Below are 26,229 nucleotides of genomic sequence, written 5' to 3' on the forward strand. Positions count from 1 at the left end.
GCATGCGCGGGATCACCTGGCGTCCCACCCCGTTCCGGGAGTTCGTGCTCAAGGTGCATTCGCGGTGCAACCTCGCGTGCGACTACTGCTACATGTACGAGCTGGCCGACAAGAGCTGGCGCGGCACCAACGCGGTGATGGGCGACGACGTGCTCGACGCCGCGTGCCGGCGGATCGGGGTACACGCCACCACACACGCCATCCCGGCACTCCGCATCGTGCTGCACGGGGGAGAGCCGATGCTGCTCGGCGCGACCCGGCTGGCGCGCGTGGCGGAGCGGCTGCGTGCGGCCGTGCCGGCAGCGACCACAGTGGACGTTCTGGTGCAGACCAACGGCCTGCTGCTCACCGACGCCGCGCTGGCGACCCTCGCCGGGGCGGGCATCCGCGTCGGTGTCTCGTTCGACGGCGACCGCGCGGCGACCGACCGGCACCGCCGGTACGCCAACGGGCGCAGCAGCTACGACGCCGTCGACCGGGCACTGCGGCGGCTGCGTGACCGGCCCGCGGCGTTCGCCGGCATCCTCTCCGTCGTCGACCTGGCCAACGATCCGGTGGCGACGTACGAGGCGCTGCTGGCGTACGAGCCGCCGATGGTCGACTTTCTGCTCCCGCACGCCAACTGGGGCAGCCCGCCGCCGGGCAGCTCGGCCGGGGCCGGCGCGCCGTACGGCGACTGGCTGGTGGCCGCGTTCGATCGGTGGTACGGCGCACCGGTGCGGGAGACCCGCGTGCGCTTCTTCGAAGAGGTGCTCAACCTCGTCCTAGGTGGACAGAGCCGCACCGAGGTCGTCGGGCTGAGCCCGGTCGCCACGCTCGTGTTCAATGTAGACGGTTCGTACGAGCAGGTGGACACGCTCCGCTCGGCCTATCCGGGCGCGGTCGACACCGGGCTCAACGCCTTCGCCCACGACCTGGACGAGGTGCTGCTCCATCCCGCGATCGTCGACCGGCAGCTCGGTGTGGTGGCGCTCTCCGACACCTGCCGCTCGTGCGCGCTGCACCGGGTCTGCGGCGGCGGCTACTACCCGCACCGCTACCGGCCCGGCAGCGGATTTCGCAACCCGTCGGTCTACTGCGCCGACCTGGGACGGCTCATCACGCACGCGGCGGGGCGGCTGCGGGCCGACGTCGACCGCCTTCGTGGCCGAGCGAAACAGCCCGCATGAGCGGGGGTCGCGAGGCCGGAAGGGTGCACCAGCTCGCACCCTCCATGTTGGACGCTCTCGGTGCCGGGCACGGTGACGCGGAGACCGTGCGGCGGCTGCGGGCGGGACAGGTCAGCAAGCGGCTGCTCCTGCTCCGTACGCTTCTGGAGGCGGCCTCCGCGCCCCGCCTCGACGACCACTTCGCGCTGCTGGCCGAGGCGCAGCGCCGCTCGCCCTCGGCGGTCTCGGAGGTGCTGGCCGAGCCGCACGTCGGCGCGTGGCTGGCGTCGTCGCTGCGCCGGCTGCGCGGTGCCTGGACCGGCACGGAGCCGATCGAGACCGACCTCGGCCACCTGGGCGGCATCGCGGCGGCGGCCGCGGTCCGAGCCGGGCTGGAGTTCACAGTGGACATACCGGCGCGCGGCGGCTGGGTCACGCTGCCCTCGCTCGGTCGCGCACGGGCGGGCGGAGCCGGCGAAGTCGCGGTGCGGCACGCGGGCGGGCGGCTGACGGTCGGCGCGGTGCCGGCCGACCCCGGTCCCGACTGGCAGGAGCTGCGCGTCCTGCACTGCACGGCCGACGGCCTCGACCTGCGCGTACGGCTCGACGACATCGACCCCTTCCGCGACTGCCACCGCCTCTCCGCGGCCGGGCGGCTGACCGACGAGGCGGCCGGGGAGTGGCAGCGGCTGCTCGCCGAGGCGTGGCCGGTGCTGGCCGCGCACCACCGCCGGTACGCCGAGGGGATCGCCGCCGGGCTCGTCACGCTCGTGCCACTGCACACCGAGCGCACCAACCACGGGGTCAACGTCACCAGCCTGGACGCGTTCGGCGCGGTGTCGCTGACCCGCCCGGTCGACGGCATCTCGCTGGCGGTGGGGCTGCTCCACGAGTTCCAGCACGCGAAGCTCGGCGCGCTCATCGACCTCGTACCTCTCCACGAGCGGGACGACCGTCCCCGCTACTACGCGCCCTGGCGCGACGACCCCCGCCCACTCGGCGCGCTGCTCCAGGGCGTGTACGCGTTCCACGGCGTCACCGACTTCTGGCGCGTGCAGCGGCACCTGGCCAGCGGCGGGCAGGCCCGGTACGCGCAGGTGGAGTTCGTGCGGTGGCGCGACCGCGTGTGGCGCACGCTGGGCGTGCTGGAGGAGTCGGAGCGCTTCACCGGCGTGGGGCGGCGCCTGCTGGCCCGGATGCGCGCCGTGCAGCGGGAGTGGTGGGACGAGCCGGCGCCCGCCGACGCGGTGGAGCTGGCTCGCGAGGCGGCCGAGGACCACCTCGTCGGCTGGCGGCTGCGCAACGCGCGCCCCGACGCGGCGGCGGTGTCCCGGCTGGCCGAGGCGTGGCGGGCCGGGCGCGCGTGCCCGGCGGAGGCGGTCGCGGTCGAGGTGGCGCCCAGCGCGCGGGCGCTCGCGCAGAGCGTCCGACTCGACCTGGTGCGGCTGCGCGTGGTCGACCCGAGCCGCTTCGCGAGTCTCGTGGCCGATCCGCGGGGACTGGGCCGGGTCGTATCCCATGCGACCGGTGCGGACCTGGCGCTGGCCGGCGGTGATGCGGTGGCGGCACGCGATGCCTACGCGGCCGAGCTGGCCGCGGACCCGGACCGGCTGGATGCCTGGATCGGTCTGTCGCTGGCGTGCCAGCGGCTGGAGCCGCGGCTGTTCGACTTTCCGGAGCTGTGCCTCGCGGTGCACCGTCACCTGCGCGAGTCGGGCGATCCGGCCCCTGACCCGGTCGCGCTCGGCCGGTGGCTGGTGCCCGTACGAAGGACCGACGCGGCGGGGCGCGGCCACTAACATCGACGCGTGCGCCTGAGAGCCGGCTCGTTACTGCGCGGCAAGCGCCGGATCATCTACCAGAACACGTGCGACCGCGCCCGGGGCCAACCCCGCGCGGGCCGGCACGCCGGGCGGTGGCAGCGGCGGCGCGATGTACTTCGACGGCGACCGGATCACCGTCCGGGTCGCCGGCACGCTCATGGAACGCAACCACGCGCGAGGGCGGCGGCGCGGTCTTCTTCGTCAGCAACGACCGCACGGGCAGCCTGAAGATCGAAAACTCCACGCTGCGGCGCAATCCGAGCGACGGGTTCGAGACGCTGCCGGGGATCTTCTATCTGGGTACGGCCGAGCGTCCCTCGATCACCGGTCCCAAGCCGAGCTGATGCCTTCGGGCTCAGCCGGCGCGGTGCCGTAGCCCGTCGACGAGCAGGTCGAGGAGGCGCCCTGCCTGCGCACGCTCGCCAGCAGCCATCGACACGCCGCCGAGGCCGACGAGCACGTCGCCGGGCTGGGCGTCCGGCCGGATCACGCCGGCCGCCACGCCTGCCTCCAGCAGCGCCGACATCGCCGAGGTGAGCCGGTCGCGGCTCTGCGAGTACGGGTTGACGCCCGACGCGATGACCACGCGAAGCGCGTCCGACATGCCGCGTTTGGTGGCCATGTAGTCGACGAACCGGTCCATCCAGGTGCGCAGCGCCTCGTCCGGCGGCTGGGCGGTGAGCAGATCGGCGACCGAGTCGCAGAGGCGGGCCAGCTCGTTGCGGTATGCCGCCTCGATCAGCGCCTCCCGGGTCGGGAAGTGGCGGTAGAGCGTGCCGATGCCCACGCCCGCGTCCTTGGCGATCGCGTCGAGTGTGACCTCCGGTCCGTCCTGCGAGAACGCCCGCACGGCGGCGTCGAGCAGCCGCTCCCGGTTGCGCTGTGCGTCCGCGCGCACGATGCTCCTTCCCCCGTATGCGGTGCAGGTCACTCGGTGACCGGAGGAGGCTCCGCTTAAGGTCGCGGTGAAGTGGAGGCTCCTCCGTTTTAGCCTACTACTGCCCGCGCCGGAGGCAGCCGCAACCGACCACCTCGGCCGCGGTTGGGCCTGCCCCCGGGGGGTAGCTCTGCGGCGGAGGTGGGTCACATGCGGGCGGAGCCGTGATCGAGGACCTGGCCGCGGCGCGGCTTCAGATGGCGCTCTCGCTGGGCTGGCACATCATCATCGCCTCGTTCGGGGTCGGCATGCCGGCGGTGACCGTCTTCGCGGAGTGGCGCGGATACCGCACCGGCGACCCCGCCTACACGCGGCTGGCACACCGCTGGGCGAAGGCGATGGGCGTGCTCTTCGCGGTCGGCGCGGTGTCCGGCACGATCCTGTCGTTTGAGATGGGGCTGCTCTGGCCCGGGCTCATGGGCCAGTACGGCGACGTGATCGGGATGCCCTTCGCGCTGGAGGGCATCGCGTTCTTCATCGAGGCGATCTTCCTCGGCATCTACCTGTACGCCTGGGACCGCCTGCCGCCCCGCGCGCACATCCTCTCCGGCATCCCGGTGTGCGTGGCGGGCGTGGCGTCCGCTTTCTTCGTCGTCTCGGCCAACGCCTGGATGAACCAGCCGCGCGGCTTCGACCTGGTCGCCGGCGAGGTGACCGACGTGGATCCGTGGGCGGCGATGTTCAACCCGGCGACGCCGCCGCAGACCGTACACATGATCGTGGCGGCCTTCATGGTCACCGGCTTCGGCATCGCCAGCGTCTACGCGGTCGCGTACCTGCGCGGGCGGCGGGACCGTCACCACAGGCTGGGCTTCGCACTGCCGTTCACCATCGCCGCCGTACTCGCGCCGGTCCAGGTCGTCGTCGGCGACTGGGCGGCGCACTTCGTCGGTACGAACCAGCCGGCCAAGCTCGCCGCGATGGAAGGGCTCGCCACCACGCAGCGCGGGGCGCCGCTCTCGCTCGGCGGCGTGTACGTGGACGGCGAACTCCGGTACGCCATCGAGATCCCGAACGCGCTCTCGCTGCTCGCCCACTGGGACCCGAACGCCGAGGTCACCGGCCTCGACCAGGTACCGGACGACGCCGAGCCGCCGGTGACGGTGGTGAAGTGGGCGTTCCAGGTGATGGTGGCGATCGGCTTCGGGCTGCTCGGGCTCGCCGGCTGGTGGGCGCTGGCCTGGTGGCGGCGGCGCGGTCCGCCGCGCTCCACCTGGTTCTGGCGCGCGGCCGCGCTCGCCGGGATCGGTGCCGCCGTCGCGGTCGAGGCCGGTTGGGTCGTCACCGAGGTGGGGCGCCAGCCCTGGGTCGTGTACGGCCAGCTCCGCACCGCCGACGCGGTCAATCCCGCGCCAGGGCTGGCCGCCGGCCTGGCACTGGTCGCCTCCGTCTACGTGTTCCTCACCGCCGCCACGGTGGTGGTGCTGCGCCGGATGGCCCGCCGCAACGCCGAGGAGCCGGTGGCGCCGCAGGAGGAGACACCGTGATCGATCGGGGACGGCGATGAGCGCCGCGGTCGCGCTGCTCGTGGTGCTGTGGCTGGGGCTGACCCTCTACACGCTGCTCGGCGGCGCCGACTTCGGCGGCGGCATCTGGGACCTGGTGGCCGGTGGCGCGCGACGGGGCGCACCGCAGCGGGCGCTGATCGAGCACTCGATCGGCCCGGTCTGGGAGGCCAACCACGTGTGGCTGATCCTGGTGGTGACGCTCTTCTGGACCGCGTTCCCGCCCGCGTTCGCCGCGTTCGCGTCCACCTTGTACATCCCGCTGACGCTCGCCGCGCTCGGCATCATCGGGCGGGGCGCGGCGTTCGCCTTCCGCAAGGCCAGCGACACGCTCGCCGAGCGCCGCCTCTACGGCGCCACCTTCGCCGCCTCCTCCGTCCTCACCCCCTTCTTCCTGGGTACGGTCGTCGGGGCGGTCGCCTCCCGCCGGGTACCGCGCGGTGTGGCGGCCGGCGACATCTGGACGAGCTGGCTCAATCCCACCTCTCTCTACTGTGGACTGCTGGCGGTCGGCGTCTGCGCGTACCTCGCCGCCGTCTACCTGCTCGAGGACGCCCGCCGCGCCGGCCGGCCCGAGCTGGTCACCGCGTTCCGCCGCCGGGCGCTGGTCACCGGTGTGGCGGTCGGCGCGGTCGCCCTCGCCGGGCTGGCCGTGCTCGCGGCGGACGCCCCGGACCTCTACGCCGGACTGCGTGGCCAAGGGCTGCCGGTCGCCGCCCTCTCGGTGGTCGCCGGGCTGGCGTCGCTGGTGCTGATCGCGATGGGGCGGCATCTGCTGGTCCGGGTCACCGCCGCCGGTGCGGTCACCGCGATGCTGTGGGCGTGGGCCGCTGCGCAGTATCCGCTGCTCCTGCCCCCGGACCTCACCGTGGACGAGGCCGCCGGCGCCCCGGCCGTCCTCGCCGCCGTGCTGGTGGTGCTGGCGGCGGGCGCCGTGCTGCTGGTCCCGTCGCTGCTGTGGCTCTTCGCCATCTTCCAGCGCACGCCCGGCGCCCACCGCCGCCCCGATCCGCGTTAGCCGGCCAGCGCCGCCTTGGCCTGGGCGCTCGCCTGGTCGAAGAGCACCTCGGTGCGCCGCGCCTGGATGCCGTCGAGCGCCGCGCGTACCACCTCGGCCGGGTCGTGCTTGGGCACGTCCCAGCCGGCCATCATGTCGGTGTCCGCGGCGCCGAGGTGCAGCGCGGTGACGAGCGTGCGCTGGGCGGCCAGCTCCACGCGTACGGCGTTGGTGAGGCTCCACTGCGCCGCCTTCGCCGCGCTGTACGCGTTCGCCCCGTCGAACGGCATCCACGACAGCGCCGAGAGCACGTTGAGGATCGCGCCACCGCCGTTCGCGGCCAGCGTCGGGGCGAACGCACGGATCATCCCGAGCGTGCCGAAGAAGTGGGTACCCATCTCGAGCTGGATCTTCGCCAGGTCGCCGGTGACGAGGTTCTGCGCGGTGGCGATGCCGGCGTTGTTGATCAGGAGGGTCACGTCGGGCGCTGCCGCGGCGGCGGCCGCCACCTGTGCCGGGTCGGTGACGTCGAGGGGGAGCACCTCGACGCCGGGCAGGTCGACCCGCTCGGGGTCGCGGGCGGTGGCGTACACCTTGGCGGCGCCGCGGTCGAGCAACTGCCGGGCGAAGTGCCGCCCGAGCCCGCGGTTGGCGCCGGTGACGAGTGCGGTGGAACCGGAGATCTGCATGGCGGCTACGCTAAAACCTGACGTTGACGTCAGAGGCAAGTAGCGTGAGGGCGGTCACCACGGTGCGGATCGGCGAGGTCGCGGCACGGGCCGGCGTGAGCGTGCGGGCGCTGCGCTACTACGAGGAGCAGGGGCTGCTGGCGGCCACGCGCAGCCCGAGCGGGCAGCGCACCTATCCGAGCGGCGCGGTCGAGCGGGTCCGGCTGATCCAGCAGCTCTACGCCGCGGGCCTCTCCAGCGGCCGGATCCGCGACCTGCTCCCGTGCATCCACACCGGGGTCAGCACGCCGGAGTCGCGCGCCCTGCTCGCCACCGAGCTGGCGCGGATCAACGAGCAGATCAAGGGCCTGGTCGAGACCAGAGACCGGCTAGAGAGCGTGATCGCGGTGGCCGAGCGCGCGACGGCCGGGCGCGGCCAAGCTGCCGGGTCGTGTCATGCCGGCAGCTGCCCTGCGTCGTCCTCGGATGTGGGCACGTCCAGGTAGCACCGAGCGGCGGACCGACCCTTGATCGGCGTCTACATCGGCTGTTCCGAGCGGATCGTGGTTGGTAGCTGCCCGTGTCGAGGCAGCCGGATACCACGATCTGCGCCCTGAGTTGACCTCGGACCGGCATACCATCCTGATTCGGGCAAGCCGGCGAAGGCGTCGTTTGCCGTCTCCGACCCGGGCCGTGGCTGGGCGCGTCGGTGCGCCCAGCTCGACAGCTTCTCCAACATGCGACCGCCTCGACCCCGAAAGGCCTCAGTAGGTGTTGCCGTGGCGGTCGCGCGACTTGAGGCGCGTGATGGGCATCGCCGGCGCGGGCAGGCGGTCACCGGTGTAGCCACGCACCTCGCCGAAGCGGGCCGACGCCGCCGCCCACTCCTCACGCGCCGCGGCGATCTCCTCGTGCGAGCGGCCGACGAAGTTCCACCACATGACCAGCGGCTCCTCGAACGGCTCCCCGCCGAGCAGGAACAGCCGCGTCTCGTCTCGCGCGGAGAGCGTGAGCGACCCCCGCCCCGAGCCGAGGTAGAGCAGCGCGCCCGGATCGAGCGAGGTGCCGCCGACGTGGGCGGTGCCGGTGAGCGTGATGGCCGCGTACTCGAAAGCGGGCTGGAGGGGCAGGGAGATCTCGGCGCCCGCGGCGAGCGCGATGTCGGCGCCGAAGAGTGGGGTGTGCACCTGCGCCGGCGAGCGGAGGTCGCCGAGCTCGCCGACCACGACGGTGATCGTCGCGCCCTCCTCGCGGAGCACCGGCATGGTCGCGTGGTGCTCGAAGCGCGCCGCGCCGGCCCGGGCGCCGTCGGGGAGCGCGACCCACAGCTGGAGGCCGTGCAGGCCCGGCGGATGGCCGGGCGGCGACTCCTCGGAGTGCGCGATGCCGTGGCCGGAGGTCATCAGGTTGAGCTGGCCGGGCACGATCGTCTGGAGGCTGCCCAGGCTGTCGCAGTGCAGCACCTCGCCGTCAAGCAGCCAGGTCACGGTCTGCAGGCCGGTGTGCGGATGCGGCGGCACCTGCATGCCCGGACCGGCGCCGATGTCCTCCGGGCCGAAGTGGTCGACGAAGCACCAGGCGCCGACCATGCGCCGCTCGCGGTGCGGGAGGAGCCGGCGCACCACCGTGTACTTGCCGATGGGCACGTCATGGCCGGGCAGCAGCACGTTGGTCGGGGCCGCGATCACCGTCGCGGTGTTGCCGCTGAGCGTCTCCTCCGGGTCCGCCTCCAGGTTGCTCACGGTCCCGACTGTACGCCGGCACGACGCGAGTAGGCCCGGACCGCTGGGATCCGGGCCTACCAGGTGGAGCGGCTGCCGCTTACTCGTCGTCGAGGTCGTCGTCCAAGCGGGCGAGCCAGGTGGCGAACCGCTCGATCGGCGTCTCGAACTCGGGGTTGAGGTCGACGAAGTCGCGCAGCCGCTCGGCGACCCACTCCATCGTCACGCTCTCGTCGCCGCGCCGCTCGGCCAGCTCCTCGATGCCACGGTCAGTGAAGTACATGGAGGGCGGCCTCCATCAGCGAGGCCTGCTCGGCCTCGTGGAGCTTGGCCGAACCGACCGCCGGCGCGGCTGCCGCCGGACGGGAGATCCGCCGCAGCCGCACGCCCTCCAGGTGCTCCAGGAGGTTGAGCGCGACGAACGACCAGGCGCCCTGGTTGGCCGGCTCCTCCTGGACCCAGGCGAAGTCCTTCGCGTTCGGGTACGCCGCCAGCGCCGCCTTGAGCTCCTCCACCGGCAGCGGGTAGAGCTGCTCCATGCGGAGGATCGCGGTGTCGGTGACCTTGCGCTCGGCACGCGACTGGAAGAGGTCGTAGTAGACCTTGCCGGTGCAGAGCAGCACGCGCCTGACCTGCTCGGCCGAGGGCGCGCCGGGGTCGGCGAGCACCGGCTGGAAGGTGCCGGTCGTGAAGTCTTCCACCGCGGAGACCGCGAGCCGGTGGCGCAGCAGCGACTTGGGCGTGAAGACCACGAGCGGCTTGCGCTTGGGCGAGAGGCCCTGGCGGCGCAGCAGGTGGAAGTAGCTGGCCGGCGTGGTCGGGTTGGCCACGCGCATGTTGTCTTCCGCGCAGAGCTGGAGGTAACGCTCCGGCCGGCCCGAGGTGTGGTCGGGGCCCTGGCCCTCGTGGCCGTGCGGGAGCAGCAGCGTCAGCGACGACGGCTGGCCCCACTTGACCTCGCCGGACGACACGAACTCGTCCACCACCGACTGGGCGCCGTTGGCGAAGTCGCCGAACTGCGCCTCCCACACCACCAGCGCCTCGGTGTTCTCCACCGAGTAGCCGTACTCGAAGCCCATCGCCGCGAACTCGGAGAGCAGCGAGTCGTGCACGAAGAACCGGGCCTGGTCTTCGGCGAGCGCGGAGAGCGGCAGGTGCTCTTCGCCGGTGCGGGCGTCGATGATGTTGGCATGCCGCTGCACGAAGGTGCCGCGCCGTGAGTCCTGCCCGGCGAGGCGCACGGTCACCCCGTCGTGGAGCAGCGCGCCAAACGCGATGATCTCGCCGAAGCCCCAGTCGATCGTGCCCTCGACGGACATCTTGGCCCGCCGGTCGAGCAGCTGCTGGATCCGCTTGTGCGGCGTGAATCCCTCGGGCAGGTTGACGTGCGCGTCGCCGACCGCCTTGACGACCGAGGCGTCGACGGCGGTCTTCACCTCCGGCTCCGGTACGGGCTGGCGGGTGCGGGTCGGGCGGGTCTCCGACACCGCCGCGTCGCGGGTCGCCTTGAAGACCTGCTCGAGCTGGGCCTGGTAGTCGCGGAGCAGCTCCTCGGCATCGGTCACCGTGATGTCGCCCCGGCCGATCAGCTCCTCGGTGTACAGCTTTCGCACCGAGCGCTTCTTGTCGATGATCGCGTACATCAGCGGGTTGGTCATCGAGGGGTCGTCGCCCTCGTTGTGGCCGCGCCGGCGGTAGCAGACCAGGTCGATCACGACGTCCTTGTTGAACGCCTGGCGGTATTCGAACGCGAGCCGGGCGACCCGCACGACCGCCTCAGGGTCGTCGCCGTTGACGTGGAAGATCGGCGCCTGGATCATCCGGGCGACGTCGGTGGAGTAGAGCGAGGAGCGGCTGTACTCCGGCGCGGTGGTGAAGCCCACCTGGTTGTTGACCACCACGTGCACCGAGCCGCCGGTGCGGTAGCCACGGAGCTGGGAGAGGTTGAGCGTCTCGGCCACCACGCCCTGGCCGGCGAACGCGGCGTCGCCGTGCACCAGGAGCGGCAGTACGGTGTAGCCCTCCAGCTTGAGGTCGATCCGGTCCTGCTTGGCCCGGACGATGCCCTCCATGACCGGGTCGACGGCCTCGAGGTGGGACGGGTTGGCGGTCACCGAGACGGGGATCGTGTGCTCGCCGTCGGGCGTGGTGAACTTGCCGACCTGGCCCAGGTGGTACTTCACGTCGCCGGAGCCGTGCGCGGTCTTGGGGTCGATGTGCCCCTCGAACTCGGAGAAGATCTTCTCGTAGGGCTTGCCGACGATGTTGGCCAGCACGTTGAGCCGGCCGCGGTGGGCCATGCCGATGACGACCTCGTCCAGCTCCGCCTCGGCGGACGCCTGGAGGATCTCGTCGAGCAGCGGGATCAGCGACTCGGCGCCCTCCAGCGAGAAGCGCTTCTGCCCGACGTACTTGGTCTGGAGGAAGGTCTCGAACGCCTCGGCCGCGTTGAGCCGGTTGAGGATGTGCTTCTGCTCGCCGGCGTCGGGCTTTTCGTAGCGCAGCTCGATCCGCTCCTGGATCCAGCGCCGCTCCTCCGGGTCCTGGATGTGCATGTACTCCACGCCGACCCGGCGGCAGTAGGAGTCGCGGAGCACGCCGAGGATCTCGCGCAGCTTCATCCGCTGCTTGCCGCCGAAGCCGGCGACCGGGAAGTTGCGGTCGAGATCCCAGAGCGTGAGGCCGTGCTCGAGTACGTCGAGATCCGGATGCTTGCGGATCTGGAACTCCAGCGGGTCGGTGTCGGCCATCAGGTGGCCGCGCACGCGGTAGGCGTGGATCAGCTCGTGCACGCGAGCGGTCTTGTTGATCTGGCCCTCGGAGCTGGCCTGCACGTCGCGGACCCACCGCACCGGCTCGTACGGCAGGCGGAGCGAGGTGAAAATCTCGTCGTAGAAGCCGTGCTCGCCGAGCAGCAGCTCGTGCACCGTCTTGAGGAACTCCCCGGACTGCGCGCCCTGGATGATCCGGTGGTCGTACGTGCTGGTCAGCGTGATGATCTTGCTGACAGCCAGGTCGGCGAGGGTCTCCTCGGACATGCCCGAGTACGGCGCGGGGTACTCCATCGCGCCCACGCCGATGATCGCGCCCTGCCCGGCCATCAGCCGCGGCATCGAGTGGACGGTGCCGATGCCGCCCGGGTTGGTCAGCGAGATCGTGGTGCCGGAGTAGTCCTCCATGGTCAGCTCGTTGCGGCGGGCGCGCCGGACCACGTCCTCGTACGCCTGCCAGAACTGCCGGAAGTCCATCTGCTCGCTGCCCTTGATGCTCGGCACCACGAGCATGCGCGAGCCGTCGGACTTGGCGAGGTCGATCGCGATGCCGAGGTTGACGTGGGCAGGCTCGACGAGGGCCGGCTTGCCGTCGACCTCCGCATACGAGTTGTTCATCTCGGGATGCGTGCCGAGTGCCCTGATCAGCGCGTATCCGATCAGGTGGGTGAAGCTCACCTTGCCGCCGCGCCCGCGGGCGAGGTGGTTGTTGATCACGATGCGGTTGTCGACCAGCAGCTTGGCCGGGATGGCGCGGACGCTCGTGGCGGTGGGCACGGCGAGCGAGGCGTCCATGTTCTGGGCGATGCGGGCGGCGACGCCACGCAGCGTGGTCGTCTTCCCGTCACCCGAGACGGGTGGCTGCTTGGCGGGCTGCTTCGGGGTCTCCTTGGGGGCGGGCTTGGGCGGCGCCTTCACACTGCCGGTCACCGCTGCCTTCGCGTCGGTGGCGGGCTTGCCCCCGTCGGCCTGGACCGTGTCGACCTTCGCACCGGCGGTCGCCTTCGCCCCGGTGGGCTTCTCGGCGGGCTCGGTGGCAGCCGGCTGGGCCGGAGTTTCCGGCTTGTAGTCGGCGAAGAAGTCGTGCCAGGCGGGGTCTACGCTGGCTGGATCGGCGAGGTAGCGCTGGTACATCTCCTCGACAATCCACTCGTTTGGGCCGAAGCCGGCCAGCGGGTTGTCCTGCGATGCCTGTTGGGTCGACACGGCCAGTAATCGCCTCTTTCACGCGGTGGACGCCTCGGGCGGGAGTCAGAAGTCGGCATCAAGGCTACGCCGTGCGCATTCCAGGTGCGTGACCGCCGTCTTCCCGTGTTGTGATTCACAAATGTCACATCACGATCGGGGCGCCCCGTGGTAACGGAGCGCCCCGAAAGTGACTACGAGACGTCGCGCGTACGGGTGATCAAGGTGCCAATCGTGCCCGTGATGGCCGCCCAAGCGACGAGGATCACCGCCCCGACCCAGAAGACGGGTTGGCCGGGAAGGTTGGTGCCGCTGACCATCAGGCCGGACGCGATGGACGGCAGGCCGTACTGCAGGTCCTGGATCCAGTCCGCGTCGAGCCAGGTGGCGAACAGCGTGAAGAAGATCGCGCCGGCCGCCGTGCCCAGCAGGTAGAGCGCCACCGCCGTCACGGTCGCGCCGATCTGGCTGCGGATCAGCACGCCGAAGCCGACGCCGAGGATGCCCCACAGCACGTACGCGAGCAGGTTGAGCAGGATCGACCGGATCACCGCCCACTCGCCGAGCTGGCTGGAGAGGTCCTGCGTGTTCAGGAAGATGATCGTCGCCGGGACGTTGAGCGCGGTGGTGACCAGCCAGAACCCGGCGCCGGCGAGGGCCGCGGCGACGAGCTTGGCGAGGATCACCGCGGTGCGGTGCGGCGTGGTGAGGAACGTGGTGGTCACCGTCTGGTGCTGGAACTCGCTGGTGATCACCACGATGCCGAGCAGCAGTACGAAGAGCAGCCCGAAGAACTGCCCCGAGGTGTACAGGTTGGCCGCCTGGTAGACCACGTCCCGCGTGGCCTCGAAGGTGGCCGTGTCCTGCGGCGTCATGCCCTCGGGCGTCGGCTCGTTCAGCGAGAAGTGCGCGCCGACCGCGTTGACCAGGAAGGTCAGCGCGAGCATGACGAACGCGCCGAGCCCGAAGAGCCACCACGCGTTGGTCGTACGGATCTTCAGGAACTCGCTGCGGACGAGGTTCATCGGATGGCCGCCTTTCCCGCGGTGAGCTCCAGGAACACGCGCTCCAGGTCGGGCCGTTCGAGGGTCAGCTCGTGCAGCTCGACACCGGCCTTGAGGGCGGCCCGCCCCACGCCCGGCGCGTCGATTCCGGCGACCAGCAGGGCGCCCTCGCCATCCGGGGTGACGGTGGCGTTCTCCGCGGTGAGGGCGGCGGTCAGCTCGTCCGCCTGCGGCGTGCGGACCCGTACCTGCGAGCTGTGCGCCATTGAGCCCATCACCTGGGCGACCGTGCCCTGACGGATCAGCTTGCCGGCCGCGATGATCACCACATCGTCGGCGAGTAGCTGCATCTCGGAGAGCAGGTGGCTGGAGACGAGCACCGTGCGTCCCTGCGAGGCGAGCATCTTGAGCAGGTCACGCATCCATCGGATGCCCTCGGGGTCGAGGCCGTTGGCCGGCTCGTCGAGCACCAGCACCTTCGGATCGCCGAGCATCGCGGCCGCGATGCCGAGCCGCTGGCGCATGCCCAGCGAGTAGCCCTTGAACTTGCGCTTGGCCGCCGGGGTCAGGCCGACCATGGCCAGCACCTCGTCGGCCCGATGGCGCGGGAAGCCGGCGGCCGCGCAGATCACCCGCAGATGGTTGATGCCGGTGCGGCCCTTGTGCGCGCTGGAGGCCTCCAGCACCGCGCCCACGTTGCGTAGCGGGTCCTTCAGGTCCGCGTACCGCTGGCCACTGATCGTGGCGGTGCCGGCGGTGGGCGTGACGAGGTTGAGCAGCATGCGAAGCGTGGTCGTCTTCCCCGCGCCGTTCGGGCCGAGGAAGCCCGTCACGCGCCCGGGCTCGACGGTGAACGACAAGTTGTCGACCGCTCTGACGGTTTTATAGTGCTTCGTCAGGCCGGACACGACAATCTGTCCGTCAGACATCTCTCTCCTCCCGTGAGCAGGGCGCGAAGCCCGCGCCGCGCGCACACAGGGTGACGGTTGAGCAGAGGATTTTCAATCCCGGCGCGTTCTGGAGCGGCGAGTGTCGGGCGAGGTGAGAGGGCTAGGTAGCACATTCCAGATAAGCGCCACGCGTGAGACACGCTCGGGATACTCCCTGATCACCGTGGATGTTTACACAGGGAGCATGGCTGTACTCCTCACCAGCGCCGCATCCGCGGGGTCCACCGGCACCAGCGGATACTCGCTGCTGATCGCCGATGACGGCGCGGAGGTCGCCGCCGCACAGCGGCTGCGCTACGACGTCTTCGCCGCGGAACTGGGCGCGCACCTGCCCGCCGCCGGCTCCGGGCTCGACGTGGACGAGTTCGACGAGTTCTGCGACCACCTCATCGTGCGCGAGGACTCGACGGGGGCTGTCGTCGGCACGTACCGGATGCTCCCGCCCCAGTCCGCGGCGCGGGCCGGCCGCCGGTACTCGGACACCGAGTTCGACATGAGCGCGTTGAACCCGCTCCGCGACCACCTCGTGGAGACCGGGCGCTCGTGCGTGCACCCCGACCACCGCACCGGCGCGGTGATCAACCTGATGTGGGCCGGCATCGCCCGGTACCTGCACCTCAAGAACCTGCGCTGGCTGGGCGGCTGCGCCTCGGTGCCGGTGGCGCAGGGCCCGGAGATGACGGCCGGCGTGTGGGACCTGGTCCGCGCCAAGCACCTGTCGCCGCCCGCGCTGCGGGTACGCCCGCGCCGCCCGTGGCTGGCCGAGCCGGGCGCCGCCGAGGCGGTCGCCGCGCACACCGGGCGGGCCGCGGTGCCGCCGCTGCTCCGCGGCTACCTGCGCCTGGGCGCGTGGATCTGCGGCGAGCCGGCGTACGACCCGGACTTCGGGGTGGCCGACCTGTACGTGCTGCTCTCGCTCGACCGGGTCGACCCGCGCTACCTGAAGCACTTCCTCGGGGACCTGCGGTGACCACGATGGCCAGTACGCTCTGGCAGCCGCGGTCGGACTGCGGGCCGGAGTGCCTGCCCGGCCCCGAGGCGAGTCCGCGCGTCTCGCGGGTGCGGCAGGTCGCCCGCTTCTTCGCCCTCGTCGGCGCACTTGTCGGCGGGCTGGCGTTGCTGCCCGTACTCCCGCTGCTGAACGCGCGTGGACGCCGCGCCGCCGCGCGGGCCTGGGCCCGGTCGATCCTGGCGGCCCTGGAGGTGCGGCTGGTCACGAAGGGGCGGCTGCCCACGGCGAAGGCGCTGCTGGTGGCGAACCACATCTCGTGGCTGGACATCGTGGCGGTGCTCGCGGTCGCCCCGGCCCGCATGCTGGCGAAGCACGACGTGCGGGCGTGGCCGGTGATCGGATGGCTGGCGGCGTCGGCCGGCACGATCTTCGTGGACCGCGGCCGCCCGCGGGCGCTGCCGGGCACGGTGGCCGAGGTGGCCTCGGCGCTGCGCGGTGGTGGGGTGGTCGCGGTCTTTCCGGAGGGTACGACCTGGTGCGGCGTGATGACCGGCCGCTTCCGCCCGGCGATGTTCCAGGCGGCGCTGGACGCCGGCGCGCAGGTGGTGCCGGTCGCGATCAGTTACGGCAAGCGGCCGACGACCGTCGCGTTCCTGGGCGACGACAGCCTGTGGGTCTCGCTGCGCCGCGTGCTGGCCGTCCCGCGGCTGGTGGTATCGGTGACCGCGACGCCCGCGCTGCACCCCGAGGCGGTCGCGACCCGGAAGCAGTTGGCCCGCGTGGCCGAGGCGGCGGTGCGCACCGAGGGACCGGTGTACCAGCGCGCGATGGGGCTCGCGGCCTAGCCTGTCCGGGCCGGGCCGGTCGTATCGCGTTTCGGGGCTCTGGCCTATCGCGATGTATCGCGTTAGGCTGAGTCGCATGCCCACCTGGACCATCGACTCTCCCCGGCGACTCAGCTTCGAGGAGCCGGTGACCCGGCTCGACGTTCACCTCATCTCCGGCCGGCTCAACGTGGTCGGCACCGATGGGCCCGCGCGCGTCGAGATCGCCAACGCCGGGGGCAAGCCGATCATCGTGGAGGAGAGCGAGGGCCGGCTCACGGTGCGGCACGAGCGGATCCCCTCGTGGCAGGGCTTCCTGCTCTGGCTGATCCAGTTCGGCTGGTTGCACCGGGTCGACGTCTCGGTGGCCGTGCCGGTCGACGCCCGGGTCGACCTGCACCTGATCGACGGCACGGTGATCGCCTCGGGGCTGCGGCAGGAGACGGTCGTCGAGATGACCTCCGGCCGCGTCACGCTGATGGGCCTCGGCGGTCGCACGGTGGCGAAGCTGGTGTCCGGCCCGGTCGAGGCGCTCGGGATGGCCGGCGACCTGACCATGGAGACCGTCTCCGGTGAGCTGATCCTGGCCGACAGCCAGGCCGAGCGGGTGCACGCCCGCACCGTCTCCGGTTCGATCACCTGCGACCTGGACAACCCCCGGCACAGCGAGATCCGGCTCGGCGCCACGTCGGGTAGCGTGACCGTGCGCGTGCGCGAAGACAGCGACCTCGCCGTCCACCTGCACACCGCCTCTGGGCGCATCACCAGCGCCTTCCCCGGCCTGCGTGCCGGTGAGGGCCCGCCGTGGGTCAAGGATGCCCAGGGCGTGCTCGGTGCCGGCGAGGGGAAGCTGTGGGCGAGCACCACGTCCGGCAGCATCGCGCTGCTCTCCAGACCCGCGCCCGACCCTGATGAAGCCGAGCCCGAGGATGCCGCGATATGACTGCCGTGTTCAGCCACGGGCGGCTCCGGCTCTACCTGCTCAAGCTGCTCGACGAGGGCCCCAAGCACGGATACGAGCTGATCCGGCTGCTGGAAAATCGCTTCCTGGGGCTGTACGCGCCGAGTGCCGGCACCATCTACCCCCGCCTCCAGCGGATGGAGGCCGAGGGGCTGGTCTCGCACACCGCGGCCGGCGGCCGGAAGGTGTACGAGATCACCGACGCCGGCCGCGCCGAGCTGCGGCAGCGGGCCGCCGAGCTGGCCGCGCTGGAGTCCGACATCCGCGCCTCGGTGGAAGACCTCGCCACACTGGCCAACGAGATCCAGGATGAGGTGCGCGGCTCGGTGCGCGACCTCAAGCGGGAGCTCAACGAGGCGGCCCGGGAGACTCGGCGCGGCCGCCGCGACTACACGTGGGAGTTCCAGTGGGCGACCGGGCGGTCCACCGGCAACGGCGCCCCGGCCTCCGAAAGCGCGATGGACGACCTGGAAAAGCGGATCGAGGCGTTCGCGGCCGAGGTGCGCCAGCTCGTGCGCGATGCCCGGCTCACCGACGGCCAGGCGCGCACGGCGACCCGGGTACTCGACGCCTCGCTGGTGACATTGCGACGCCTGTTCCGCAGATGACGCCGGTCAGGGTGGCCTCGTGGCTACTCTCAGGTTCTTCTCAGCCACTCCCCAGTCACGGCCCAGCGCCGAGGGGAATGATGTCTGGTATGGCCGCACCGCAGACTGAGGCGAGACTGCTCGTCGTCGAGGACGATCCCAACATCCTCGAGCTGCTCTCCGCCAGCCTGCGCTTCGCCGGGTTCGACGTGTCGACCGCGACGAGCGGCAGCGCGGCGGTCAACGCGGCGAAGGATCGGCGTCCCGACCTGGTCGTGCTCGACGTCATGCTGCCCGACCTCGACGGCTTCGAGGTCATCCGGTTGATGCGAGAGAGCGGCACGCGCACGCCGGTGGTCTTCCTCACCGCCCGCGACGCCACCGACGACAAGATCCGTGGCCTCACGCTCGGTGGCGACGACTACGTCACCAAGCCGTTCAGCCTGGAGGAGTTGACCGCCCGCATCCGGGCGGTGCTGCGGCGCACGACCGCCGGCGACCAGTCGCCCTCCCGCCTCACCTTCGCCGACCTGGAGCTCGACGAGGAGACGCACGAGGTCTACCGTGCCGGTCAGCGCATCCAGCTCTCGCCCACCGAGTTCAAGCTGCTGCGCTACCTGATGCTCAATGCCAACCGCGTGCTCTCCAAGGCGCAGATCCTCGACCACGTGTGGAATTACGACTTCCGCGGCGATGACAACATCGTCGAGTCCTACATCTCCTACCTGCGTCGTAAGGTTGACACGACCCAGCCGCGCCTGATCCACACGCTCCGCGGCGTGGGCTACGTGTTGCGAAAGCCGGCGACCTGAGCGGTGAGCTGCCTTCAGCCTCGACCGCGCGACGCTTCCGCCTCGTTGACCAGGGTCTGCCCTCTGGGACTGGTGGGCGCGAGGCGAGATCCAGACGGCGGTCCGGCGCCGGCTGGCGCCACCTGGGCCCGGCACAGCCGTCCTAGGCCCGGCGCAGCCGGTCGACGACCCACGAGACAGGCCTGAGGTGGCCGAGCATGATGAAGCTGGTCCGGCGCGTCCCGCTGCGCGTCAAGCTTGTGACCTCGGTGCTCGTCCTGGTCGGCGTGGCCCTCCTCGTGATCAGCATCGGCAGTGCGCTCGCCCTGCGCAGCTACCTGATCGACAAGGTCGACAGTGAGCTCAACACGCTGACCAACGCGGCCGCCACGTCGGTGATGAGCGGAAAGGACGTCTACGTCGGTATCACCGCCGATATCCTCGTCGCGACCGCCACGCCCGATACGGTCAAGATGTCCGAAGTCTCCAGCCTGCTCAAAGCAAGCCAGTTGCCCCCGTTGCCCACCGACTACGCGGGGTTCAAGGAGCACGTCGACGAGCCCTACACGGTCAAGGCGGCTGACCCGCGCGTGCGGTGGCGGGTCCTGGTCACCCAGCTGCCAAACGGCTACCTGATCGCGGTGGCGCAGAGCCTCGTCGACGTCGACGAGGCGGTCACCCGGCTGATCTGGGTCGACGCGCTGGTCGGCGGGGCCGTGCTGATCCTGCTGGCGACGATCGGCGCGGCGATCGTCCGCAGCAGCCTGGGGCCCCTGATCGAGATCGAACGCACCGCCGCCGCGATCGCCGGCGGCGATCTCACTCGCCGTGTCCCCGACCCCGAGCCGGGGGAGGAAGAGCCACAGACCGAGCTAGGGCGGCTGTCGCGCGCGCTCAACGCGATGCTGACGCAGATCGAGTCCGCGTTCACCGCGCGTGCCGCCTCCGAGTCCGCTGCCCGCTCCGCGGAGATGGCCGCCCGCGACGCCGCCTTCGCGGCCCAGGCGTCCGAGGCGCGGGCCCGCCGCTCGGAGGAGCGGATGCGGCAGTTCGTCGCCGACGCCTCGCACGAGTTGCGGACCCCGCTGACCACGATCAGGGGCTTCGCCGAGCTCTACCGGCAGGGGGCCGCGAGCACACCGGAAGACGTCGCCCGGATCGTGCGCCGGATCGAAGACGAAGCGTCCCGTATGGGCCTGCTCGTCCAGGACCTGCTGCTCCTGGCCCGGCTCGACCGCGAGCGCCCGGTGGAGCTGGCCCCGGTGGAGCTGCCCGTGCTCGCCGCCGACGCGGTGCAGGCCGCTCGCGCGGTGGCGCCCGAGCGCGACATCCGGCTGGAGGTCACGCCCGGCGCCGGGCCGCTGGTCGTGCTCGGCGACGACGGCCGGCTGCGCCAGGTGATCAGCAACCTGATGACCAACGCGCTCACGCACACGCCGCCGACCGCGTCCATCTTCCTCCGCCTGCGCTCCGAGCCGCTCGGCGCGCGGGAGGGGCGGGCGGTGATCGAGGTGGCCGACACCGGGCCGGGCCTCTCGCCCGAGCAGGCCGACCGGGTCTTCGAGCGCTTCTACCGCGCCGACGCCGCCCGCACGAGGCGGGCCGACGGCGCCGCCGGCAGCGGCCTGGGCCTGGCGATCGTCGCCGCGCTGGTGGCCGCGCACAACGGCACCGTCGAAGTCGACTCGGCTCCGGATAAAGGCGCGACCTTCCGGGTACGCCTCCCGTTGGCACCGGAAGACAGCGAGGCGTTGGCGTCCGACGACGGCGAGTGATTCACAGGGAACCTTCAGTGCGGTTTCAGGAGCGTTGAAGAGCCAACGGGGAAAGTAAATGTCATGAGCGAGCGCAGCGAGCGAATCATTGAGCAGTGCGCGGTTGGTGCCTCATGGCCGCCCGCCGCGGATCGAGGATTGTCATGAGCGAGCGGATCATCAAACTCAGTGGGTGGGGAGCCTCGTGCCCGCCCGCAGCGAAGCGAGGACGGGCATGAGCGACCGCGAGAGCAACCCGCAGGGGCAGCCGGCCGGCCCCGATGCCGAGCCGTCGCAGCCGACCCCCGAGCCGCCAGCCGCGGCACGGGAGCAGGCCGACTCGGCTGACCAGACCCAGCAGATGCCGGCCACCCCGCCCGCCGCGCCGGCGGCTCCGGCCGGGCCGCCCGCGACCGCGCCGGTGACCCCGCCCGCGCCGCCCGCGACTCCGGCCGGTGGGGCGCCCGCGACGCCGCCGGTGCCTCCGCACGCCGCGCCGCCGCCCGGGCCGTACGCGCCGGCGCCCAGCCCGTGGCAGCACCCCGACCGTGTGCACCAGCCGACCTGGCCGGGCAACGCGGGCTACGCCGGCGGTGCCGTGCCCCAGCCCGGTCCCGCCCCGGCCGGCCCGTACGCGCCGGTCTCCGGCCCGCACGTGCCCACCTCGGCCGCGCCCGCAGGTGGCCTGCCGTCCGCGCACGGCCCGGTCTCCGGCTCGGCGGCGCCCGGCTCGGTGCCGCCGGCGAGCGGTGGTGCCCCGCACTACGGTCCGTACCCTCCCGGTCAGGCACCGGTGTGGGCACAGCCGCCCGGCGTGCACCCGCACCAGCAGCGCCCCAGCCGCTTCGGGCGGTACGCGCTGCTCGGCGTCGCCGCTCTGGTGCTGATGGCCGGCTCGGGCCTCGTCGGTGGCGCGATCGCCACGGCGTTCGGCGAGTCCGGCCCGACGATCAACCGCACGTACTCCGCGGCACCGGTCATCAGCCAGGCCGACCTGCCCGGCATCGCCGCCCAGGTCTCCGGGAGCGTCGTCTCCATCGACGCGGGCAACGCCGGGGGCTCCGGTGTGGTGATGAGCGAAGACGGCTACGTGCTCACCAACAACCACGTCGTGGAAGGTGCGCGGGGCGGCAACCTCAGCGTCGTCTTCTCCGACGGCAAGACGGCGCGCGCCAGCGTCGTGGGCACCGATCCCCGCACCGACCTCGCCGTGATCAAGGCGGACGGTGTCTCGGGCCTCACCGCGGCGAAGTTCGGCGACAGCGACGGGATGCAGGTCGGTGACACCGTGCTCGCGATCGGCAGCCCTCTTGGCCTGGAGGGCTCGGTGACCTCGGGCATCGTCAGCGCCAAGGACCGCAACATCCAGACCGGCGGCGAGCAGCAGGACCCGTTCTCCCAGCAGCGCGGGGTGAGCTCGATCTCCGGCCTGATCCAGACCGACGCACCGATCAACCCGGGCAACTCCGGCGGCGCCCTGGTCAACACGCGCGGCGAGGTGATCGGCATCAACACGGCGATCCTCACCGCCGGGCAGGGCTCGGGCAACATCGGCGTCGGCTTCGCCATCCCGAGCAACAAGGCCAAGACGGTGGCGGACGCCCTCCGCAACGGCGAGAAGGTCAGCCACCCCTCGCTCGGCGTCTCGGTCAACGACGCGGAAGGCGGCGGCGCGCTGATCGTCTCGGTCACCGAGAACAGCCCCGCCGCGAAGGCCGGCCTCCAGCAGGGCGACGTGGTCAAGAAGCTCGGCGACAAGGACATCAGCGACTCCGACGACCTCGTGGCGGCGGTACAGGCCGGCAAGGTCGGTGACCAGGTGCGGATCACGTACACAAGAAATGGTCAGGAGCAGACGGCAACCGCGACGCTCGCTGAAGCGTCCTAACAAGCAGTACCGGCGCACGACGGGCGGGCCAGTGTCGCACAACGACACTCCGCCTCCTCCCCAAAGAGCGGCGGGCGACGTGGACCTCGGGGGTTGGCCACGTCGCCCGCCGCTCGATGCTGTACCCGCTTTCGCCTGGTCACTCTGCGCTGAAATGGCTGTACGGGTGTTGTCAGGTAGCGGACTGGCTCTCCCGTTGGTCTATGTCTGAGCCCTACTCTGCATCCCGCAACCTGGGGGAGGGGCAGAGTGACGGTCGTAGAGACCCGGTTGAGTGTCTGGGAGGCGCTTGCCGGCCGGGCACCGGGGCGGCCGGCCGGTCCGGGAGACCCGGGGCTGTGGGCCGCGGTGGTCGAGCGGCTCAATCCCGCGCGCGCGAAGCCGGTGCTGCGGCTCGGCATCGAGGATGTCGAGCTGGTCAACGTGCGCGAGGTGCCGTACGTGATGCTCCGCTCGCCGGACGATCGCGGCGCGGCCTGCTACCTGCGCCTCTCGCCGGAGGAGTGGCAGCTCGCGCAGCTCATGGACGGCACACGTACTGTCGCGCGGCTGGTCGCCGACTTCGCCCGGATCAGCGGGCGGCTGGCGCCCGACCAGGTGACCCGCGTCGTCGCCGACCTCGCCGGCAACCGGATGCTCGCCGAGCTGCCGCTCGACGCGTTCCGCCCGCTCGACTCGGTGGCCCGCCGCCCCTGGCCGGTGCGGGTCGGGCGCGGGCTGCTCGCGGTCGTGCGCGGCCGCCGGATGGTGCTCGCCGACATCGACCCGCTGGTCAGCTTCCTCTACCGGGCCGGCGGGCGGGTCCTCTTCACCCGGCCCGCCGCGTTCGTGCTGGGCGTGGTCGCCGCGCTCGGCCTGGTCCTCTTCGCGTGGACCTGGTTCCGCGGCGGGCAGGCCGTCTTCCTGACCGGTGGTTCGTATGCTGCCGGCGCCGCCGTGCTGCTCGCGCTCAACGTGGTCGCGCTCGCCAGCCACGAGCTGGGGCACGCGCTCGCCACCAAGCACGCCGGGCGGCGCGTGCCGGCGGCCGGGTTCCTGGTCTACTTCGGCATCCCGTCGATCTTCGTGGACACCACCGACGTGTGGATGGCCGGGCGGCGGGCCCGCATGCTCGCCACCGCCTCCGGGCCGGCGGCCGGCCTCGTCCTCGCCGGCCTCGCCCAGATCGTCGGGCTGCTGGTGCCCGAGGCGGCGCCGTGGGCGTTCAAGCTGGCCTTCGCCTGGTACCTGAACGCGCTCTTCAACCTCAACCCTTTCCTGGCGCTCGACGGCTACTACTTCCTGATGGACTGGCTGGAGATCGCCAACCTGCGCGCCCGCGGCCTCGCGTACGTGGTGGCCCGCCTCCGCCGCCGTCCACCGTCGTGGTCGCAGCTCGACCGGGAAGGGCGGATCGTCGCCCTGTACGGCACGCTCGCCGTGCTCTGGCTGGTCATCGCCGTCAACCTGGGCTGGCGGATCTGGACCGACCGGGTCGAGGGGCTGATAACCGGGCTGTGGCACTCCGGCTGGCCGGCCCGGCTGCTGCTCTTCGCGGTCGTGGTGGGGCTGGCCGCGCCGCTGGTCTACCTGCTCGCCGGCTGGATCGGCCGCACGTGGCGCCGGTTGCGCCGCCGGGCCGCCGAGCGGCGTGCCGCCACCGACCTGCCCCGCCGCCTCGACGCGCTGCGCGCCTCCGCGCTGGGCCGCCTGCCGCTCGACCGGCTCACCCACCTCGCGACCCACGCCACCTGGGTACATCCGCGCACCGGCGAGCAGCTCGTGTTCGCCGGCGCGGCCCAGCCCGCCGTGTACGTCGTGGTCGACGGCGCGATGGAGGGCCGGCGCCCCGGCGACCCGGCCGGCACCGTACGCGAGCGGCTCGGCAAGGGCGGCGTGATCGGGCTGGCCGCCGCGGTCACCGGCTCGCCGGCCGCGCTCGCCTGGCACACGGCCGGCACGACGCTGCTCGCCGTACCGCCGGGGCTCGTCGCCACCGCCGTCGGGCGGCTGCCCGGGCCACCTCCGGCCGACCGGGCCGAGGCCGAGGCGCTCTTCGCCGACACACCGGCGCTCGACGGGCTGCCGGCCGAGGAGAAGATCGGGCTGATCGCGCAGGCCCGCCCGATCGCGCTGGAGCCCAGTGCGCCGGTGGTCCTGCCCGCCGCGCATGCCGCGCTGGTGATCGCCACCGGCGTGGTCATCCTGCCGGACGGCACCGAGCTGCGCCGGGGCACCATGATCGGCCCGATGGGCCAGCACATGGACGAGCCCGTCGCGTACGCACGCACGCACGTCCGCCTCTGGACCATCCCCGCCGTATCCGGCCTGCCACTGCTGCTCGGCGCCTCCCCGGCCGGCGCGGCCGCCGAGCCCGCCCCGATCGTGCGGGGGCAGTCCGCACCGGCCGCCGGTGTACACCCCACTTCCGACTATCCGCCCCTCGCCTCGCCGCCCGGCCCGCCGCCGCCCGCTGACGAGGAGGTGGACCGGCGGTTCGAGCGCCGCCTGTGGTGGCTGGTCCTGCTCTTCCTGCTGCTGGCGATCGGCAGTGGCGTGGCCAACCTCGTCCCCGGGCCGGCGTGGGCCGAGATGCCCGGCGACAAGGCACTGCTGAGCGCCGAACGGGGGCGGGTCATCGCCACGCTCGACGGGCGCACGGTGACGCTCGATCAGGGCGACCGCCTGTACGTCGCCGAGGGCAGCGACATCCGCGTGCAGAGCCGGTCCACGGGGCGCCTGACCTTCCGGGGCGGGGCCGCGCTCGTACTCTGCGGCGAGACCCGCACCGACGTCGGCCCGCTCTGGAGCACCGGCCGCCGGCAGGTCGAGCCGCACGGCACGCTCACGCTCAACAGCGGGCGCGTACTGGCCGACACGGCATCGACGAGCGGGGCCTTCGCGCCGCTGGCGCTGGAGATCGGGAGCGACGCCACGCGGGTCGTCAACGACGGTCCGGCCTGGTACTCGGTGACCTCCGGCGACACCGTCGTCTCCGATGGCCGGGTCAACGTCGACGGCGACCGCCAGCCCGTGACAAATCAGCCGTTGACCTGCGGCGACGGCGTGGCCGTGCGGCCGCCGGCGGGAACGCCATCGGACAGCCCGTCGCCGTCCGAGTCGCTGGTGCCGGAGGAGACGCCGACGCCGTCCGCCACGCCTTCGCCGTCGGCCAGCCCGACGGAGGGCGAGGAGGAGCCGGTCGATCCCACCGACCCGGGTACGGACCCGACGACGCCCGGCGTTCCCCCGACCACCGCCGTCCCCAGGACTCCCAGCGTCCCCCCGACAACGCCCGGCCGCACCACTCCACCCCCTCCGACGACGAGCCCTCCGCCGCCTTCTGGGACGCCGAGTCCGGGTGACACGACAAGGCCGACCGTGGCCGTCGATGCCCAGCCGGGCCAGGTCTTCTGCGGCTCGGATGAGACCATCAGCGTCACCGGCTCAGCCCAGGACGACGTGAGCAACCCAAGTCAGATCCTGGTGCAGGGGGGATCGTGGAGGATTGGTGATCTCACCGGATCGATAGCCCTGTCCGGGAACGGCGCTGGGTTCAAGGGCAGCTTCGTCCTGCCGCCAGAAGCCGGCCGGCAGGAGGCGTCCACGGTCGTCATCACCGTCACGGCAACGGACGAGGCAAAGAACGCGGGTTCCGGCCAAGACACGGTTAGCTGCATCATCATCGGCTGAGGAGACATGGGTGCTTTGTTGGTTTTGCGCTAAGGCGGCACGTGGGGGATGCCGGTTCTGCGGGCGCGGGATTTGCGAGGATCACGCGCGC

The 26,229-nt window shown here is 72.1% G+C and carries 21 protein-coding genes; 14 read left to right on the forward strand and 7 right to left on the reverse strand.

The window, feature by feature from the left end:
- Positions 1–2 precede the first annotated feature (2 nt).
- The 3 genes from ACFFIA_RS23465 to ACFFIA_RS23475 all read left to right on the forward strand — a co-directional run bounded on the left by ACFFIA_RS23465 (position 3) and on the right by ACFFIA_RS23475 (position 3,315).
- Positions 3–1,169 carry an FxsB family cyclophane-forming radical SAM/SPASM peptide maturase gene (locus tag ACFFIA_RS23465; protein WP_377253781.1) on the forward strand — a complete coding sequence of 389 codons (1,167 nt, stop codon included), beginning with the start codon at positions 3–5 and terminating at the stop codon, positions 1,167–1,169.
- Between the two features lie 44 nt (positions 1,170–1,213).
- On the forward strand, positions 1,214–2,947 hold the full coding sequence (locus tag ACFFIA_RS23470) for an HEXXH motif domain-containing protein (protein WP_377253782.1): 1,734 nt from the start codon (positions 1,214–1,216) through the stop codon (positions 2,945–2,947).
- 116 nt (positions 2,948–3,063) lie between these two features.
- Positions 3,064–3,315, forward strand: coding sequence for a hypothetical protein (locus ACFFIA_RS23475; protein WP_377253783.1), 252 nt, complete (start codon positions 3,064–3,066; stop codon positions 3,313–3,315).
- Between the two features lie 11 nt (positions 3,316–3,326).
- Here ACFFIA_RS23475 and ACFFIA_RS23480 read toward each other — a convergent pair whose 3' ends face one another.
- Positions 3,327–3,869, reverse strand: a complete 543-nt coding sequence (locus tag ACFFIA_RS23480) for a TetR/AcrR family transcriptional regulator (RefSeq protein WP_377253784.1) — start codon at positions 3,867–3,869, stop codon at positions 3,327–3,329.
- A gap of 203 nt (positions 3,870–4,072) precedes the next feature.
- Between ACFFIA_RS23480 and ACFFIA_RS23485 the strand changes: the two genes are divergently transcribed.
- A complete protein-coding gene (locus ACFFIA_RS23485; RefSeq protein ID WP_377253785.1) occupies positions 4,073–5,395 on the forward strand; it encodes a cytochrome ubiquinol oxidase subunit I in 1,323 nt (440 codons plus the stop codon).
- A gap of 16 nt (positions 5,396–5,411) precedes the next feature.
- Positions 5,412–6,431: a cytochrome d ubiquinol oxidase subunit II gene (locus tag ACFFIA_RS23490; RefSeq protein WP_377253786.1), complete on the forward strand. Its 1,020-nt coding sequence runs from the start codon at positions 5,412–5,414 to the stop codon at positions 6,429–6,431.
- Here ACFFIA_RS23490 and ACFFIA_RS23495 read toward each other — a convergent pair.
- Positions 6,428–7,099 carry an SDR family oxidoreductase gene (locus ACFFIA_RS23495; protein WP_377253787.1) on the reverse strand — a complete coding sequence of 224 codons (672 nt, stop codon included), beginning with the start codon at positions 7,097–7,099 and terminating at the stop codon, positions 6,428–6,430. The two genes, ACFFIA_RS23490 and ACFFIA_RS23495, sit on opposite strands and share 4 nt — an antisense overlap.
- A 62-nt stretch (positions 7,100–7,161) precedes the next feature.
- Between ACFFIA_RS23495 and ACFFIA_RS23500 the strand changes: the two genes are divergently transcribed.
- The gene (locus ACFFIA_RS23500; protein WP_377253882.1) at positions 7,162–7,584 is read left to right on the forward strand and encodes a MerR family transcriptional regulator; all 423 of its coding nucleotides are present in this window, start codon (positions 7,162–7,164) and stop codon (positions 7,582–7,584) included.
- A 258-nt stretch (positions 7,585–7,842) separates the two neighbouring features.
- Here ACFFIA_RS23500 and ACFFIA_RS23505 read toward each other — a convergent pair whose 3' ends face one another.
- From ACFFIA_RS23505 to ACFFIA_RS23525, 5 genes are all read right to left on the reverse strand, one after another.
- The gene (locus tag ACFFIA_RS23505) at positions 7,843–8,820 is read right to left on the reverse strand and encodes a pirin family protein (RefSeq protein ID WP_377253788.1); all 978 of its coding nucleotides are present in this window, start codon (positions 8,818–8,820) and stop codon (positions 7,843–7,845) included.
- A 79-nt stretch (positions 8,821–8,899) separates the two neighbouring features.
- Complete coding sequence (locus ACFFIA_RS23510) at positions 8,900–9,082, reverse strand: DUF6104 family protein (RefSeq protein ID WP_377253789.1); 183 nt, start codon at positions 9,080–9,082, stop codon at positions 8,900–8,902.
- The gene (locus ACFFIA_RS23515) at positions 9,069–12,776 is read right to left on the reverse strand and encodes a multifunctional oxoglutarate decarboxylase/oxoglutarate dehydrogenase thiamine pyrophosphate-binding subunit/dihydrolipoyllysine-residue succinyltransferase subunit (protein ID WP_377253790.1); all 3,708 of its coding nucleotides are present in this window, start codon (positions 12,774–12,776) and stop codon (positions 9,069–9,071) included. The genes ACFFIA_RS23510 and ACFFIA_RS23515 overlap by 14 nt, the downstream gene beginning before the upstream one ends.
- 173 nt (positions 12,777–12,949) lie before the next feature.
- Entirely contained in the window at positions 12,950–13,780 is an 831-nt protein-coding gene (locus ACFFIA_RS23520) for an ABC transporter permease (RefSeq protein ID WP_377253791.1), read from the reverse strand.
- Entirely contained in the window at positions 13,777–14,688 is a 912-nt protein-coding gene (locus tag ACFFIA_RS23525; protein WP_377253793.1) for an ABC transporter ATP-binding protein, read from the reverse strand. Before ACFFIA_RS23525 ends, ACFFIA_RS23520 begins: the two co-directional genes overlap by 4 nt.
- A gap of 205 nt (positions 14,689–14,893) precedes the next feature.
- Between ACFFIA_RS23525 and ACFFIA_RS23530 the strand changes: the two genes are divergently transcribed.
- The 8 genes from ACFFIA_RS23530 to ACFFIA_RS23565 all read left to right on the forward strand — a co-directional run bounded on the left by ACFFIA_RS23530 (position 14,894) and on the right by ACFFIA_RS23565 (position 26,138).
- The gene (locus ACFFIA_RS23530) at positions 14,894–15,679 is read left to right on the forward strand and encodes a GNAT family N-acetyltransferase (RefSeq protein WP_377253795.1); all 786 of its coding nucleotides are present in this window, start codon (positions 14,894–14,896) and stop codon (positions 15,677–15,679) included.
- Positions 15,676–16,506 carry a lysophospholipid acyltransferase family protein gene (locus ACFFIA_RS23535; protein ID WP_377253797.1) on the forward strand — a complete coding sequence of 277 codons (831 nt, stop codon included), beginning with the start codon at positions 15,676–15,678 and terminating at the stop codon, positions 16,504–16,506. Before ACFFIA_RS23530 ends, ACFFIA_RS23535 begins: the two co-directional genes overlap by 4 nt.
- Before the next feature lie 76 nt (positions 16,507–16,582).
- Positions 16,583–17,428, forward strand: coding sequence for a DUF4097 family beta strand repeat-containing protein (locus ACFFIA_RS23540; protein WP_377253799.1), 846 nt, complete (start codon positions 16,583–16,585; stop codon positions 17,426–17,428).
- On the forward strand, positions 17,425–18,054 hold the full coding sequence (locus tag ACFFIA_RS23545) for a PadR family transcriptional regulator (RefSeq protein WP_377253801.1): 630 nt from the start codon (positions 17,425–17,427) through the stop codon (positions 18,052–18,054). Before ACFFIA_RS23540 ends, ACFFIA_RS23545 begins: the two co-directional genes overlap by 4 nt.
- Positions 18,055–18,143: 89 nt before the next feature.
- Positions 18,144–18,845: a response regulator transcription factor gene (locus ACFFIA_RS23550; RefSeq protein ID WP_173056366.1), complete on the forward strand. Its 702-nt coding sequence runs from the start codon at positions 18,144–18,146 to the stop codon at positions 18,843–18,845.
- 197 nt (positions 18,846–19,042) lie between these two features.
- Positions 19,043–20,599, forward strand: a complete 1,557-nt coding sequence (locus ACFFIA_RS23555; protein ID WP_377253803.1) for a sensor histidine kinase — start codon at positions 19,043–19,045, stop codon at positions 20,597–20,599.
- A gap of 214 nt (positions 20,600–20,813) precedes the next feature.
- The gene (locus ACFFIA_RS23560; protein ID WP_377253805.1) at positions 20,814–22,466 is read left to right on the forward strand and encodes a S1C family serine protease; all 1,653 of its coding nucleotides are present in this window, start codon (positions 20,814–20,816) and stop codon (positions 22,464–22,466) included.
- Between the two features lie 249 nt (positions 22,467–22,715).
- A complete protein-coding gene (locus ACFFIA_RS23565) occupies positions 22,716–26,138 on the forward strand; it encodes a cyclic nucleotide-binding protein (protein ID WP_377253807.1) in 3,423 nt (1,140 codons plus the stop codon).
- Positions 26,139–26,229: the final 91 nt, after the last annotated feature.

The sequence above is a fragment of the Phytohabitans kaempferiae genome (genome assembly GCF_042433955.1).
In the GTDB taxonomy this organism is placed as follows: domain Bacteria; phylum Actinomycetota; class Actinomycetes; order Mycobacteriales; family Micromonosporaceae; genus Phytohabitans; species Phytohabitans kaempferiae.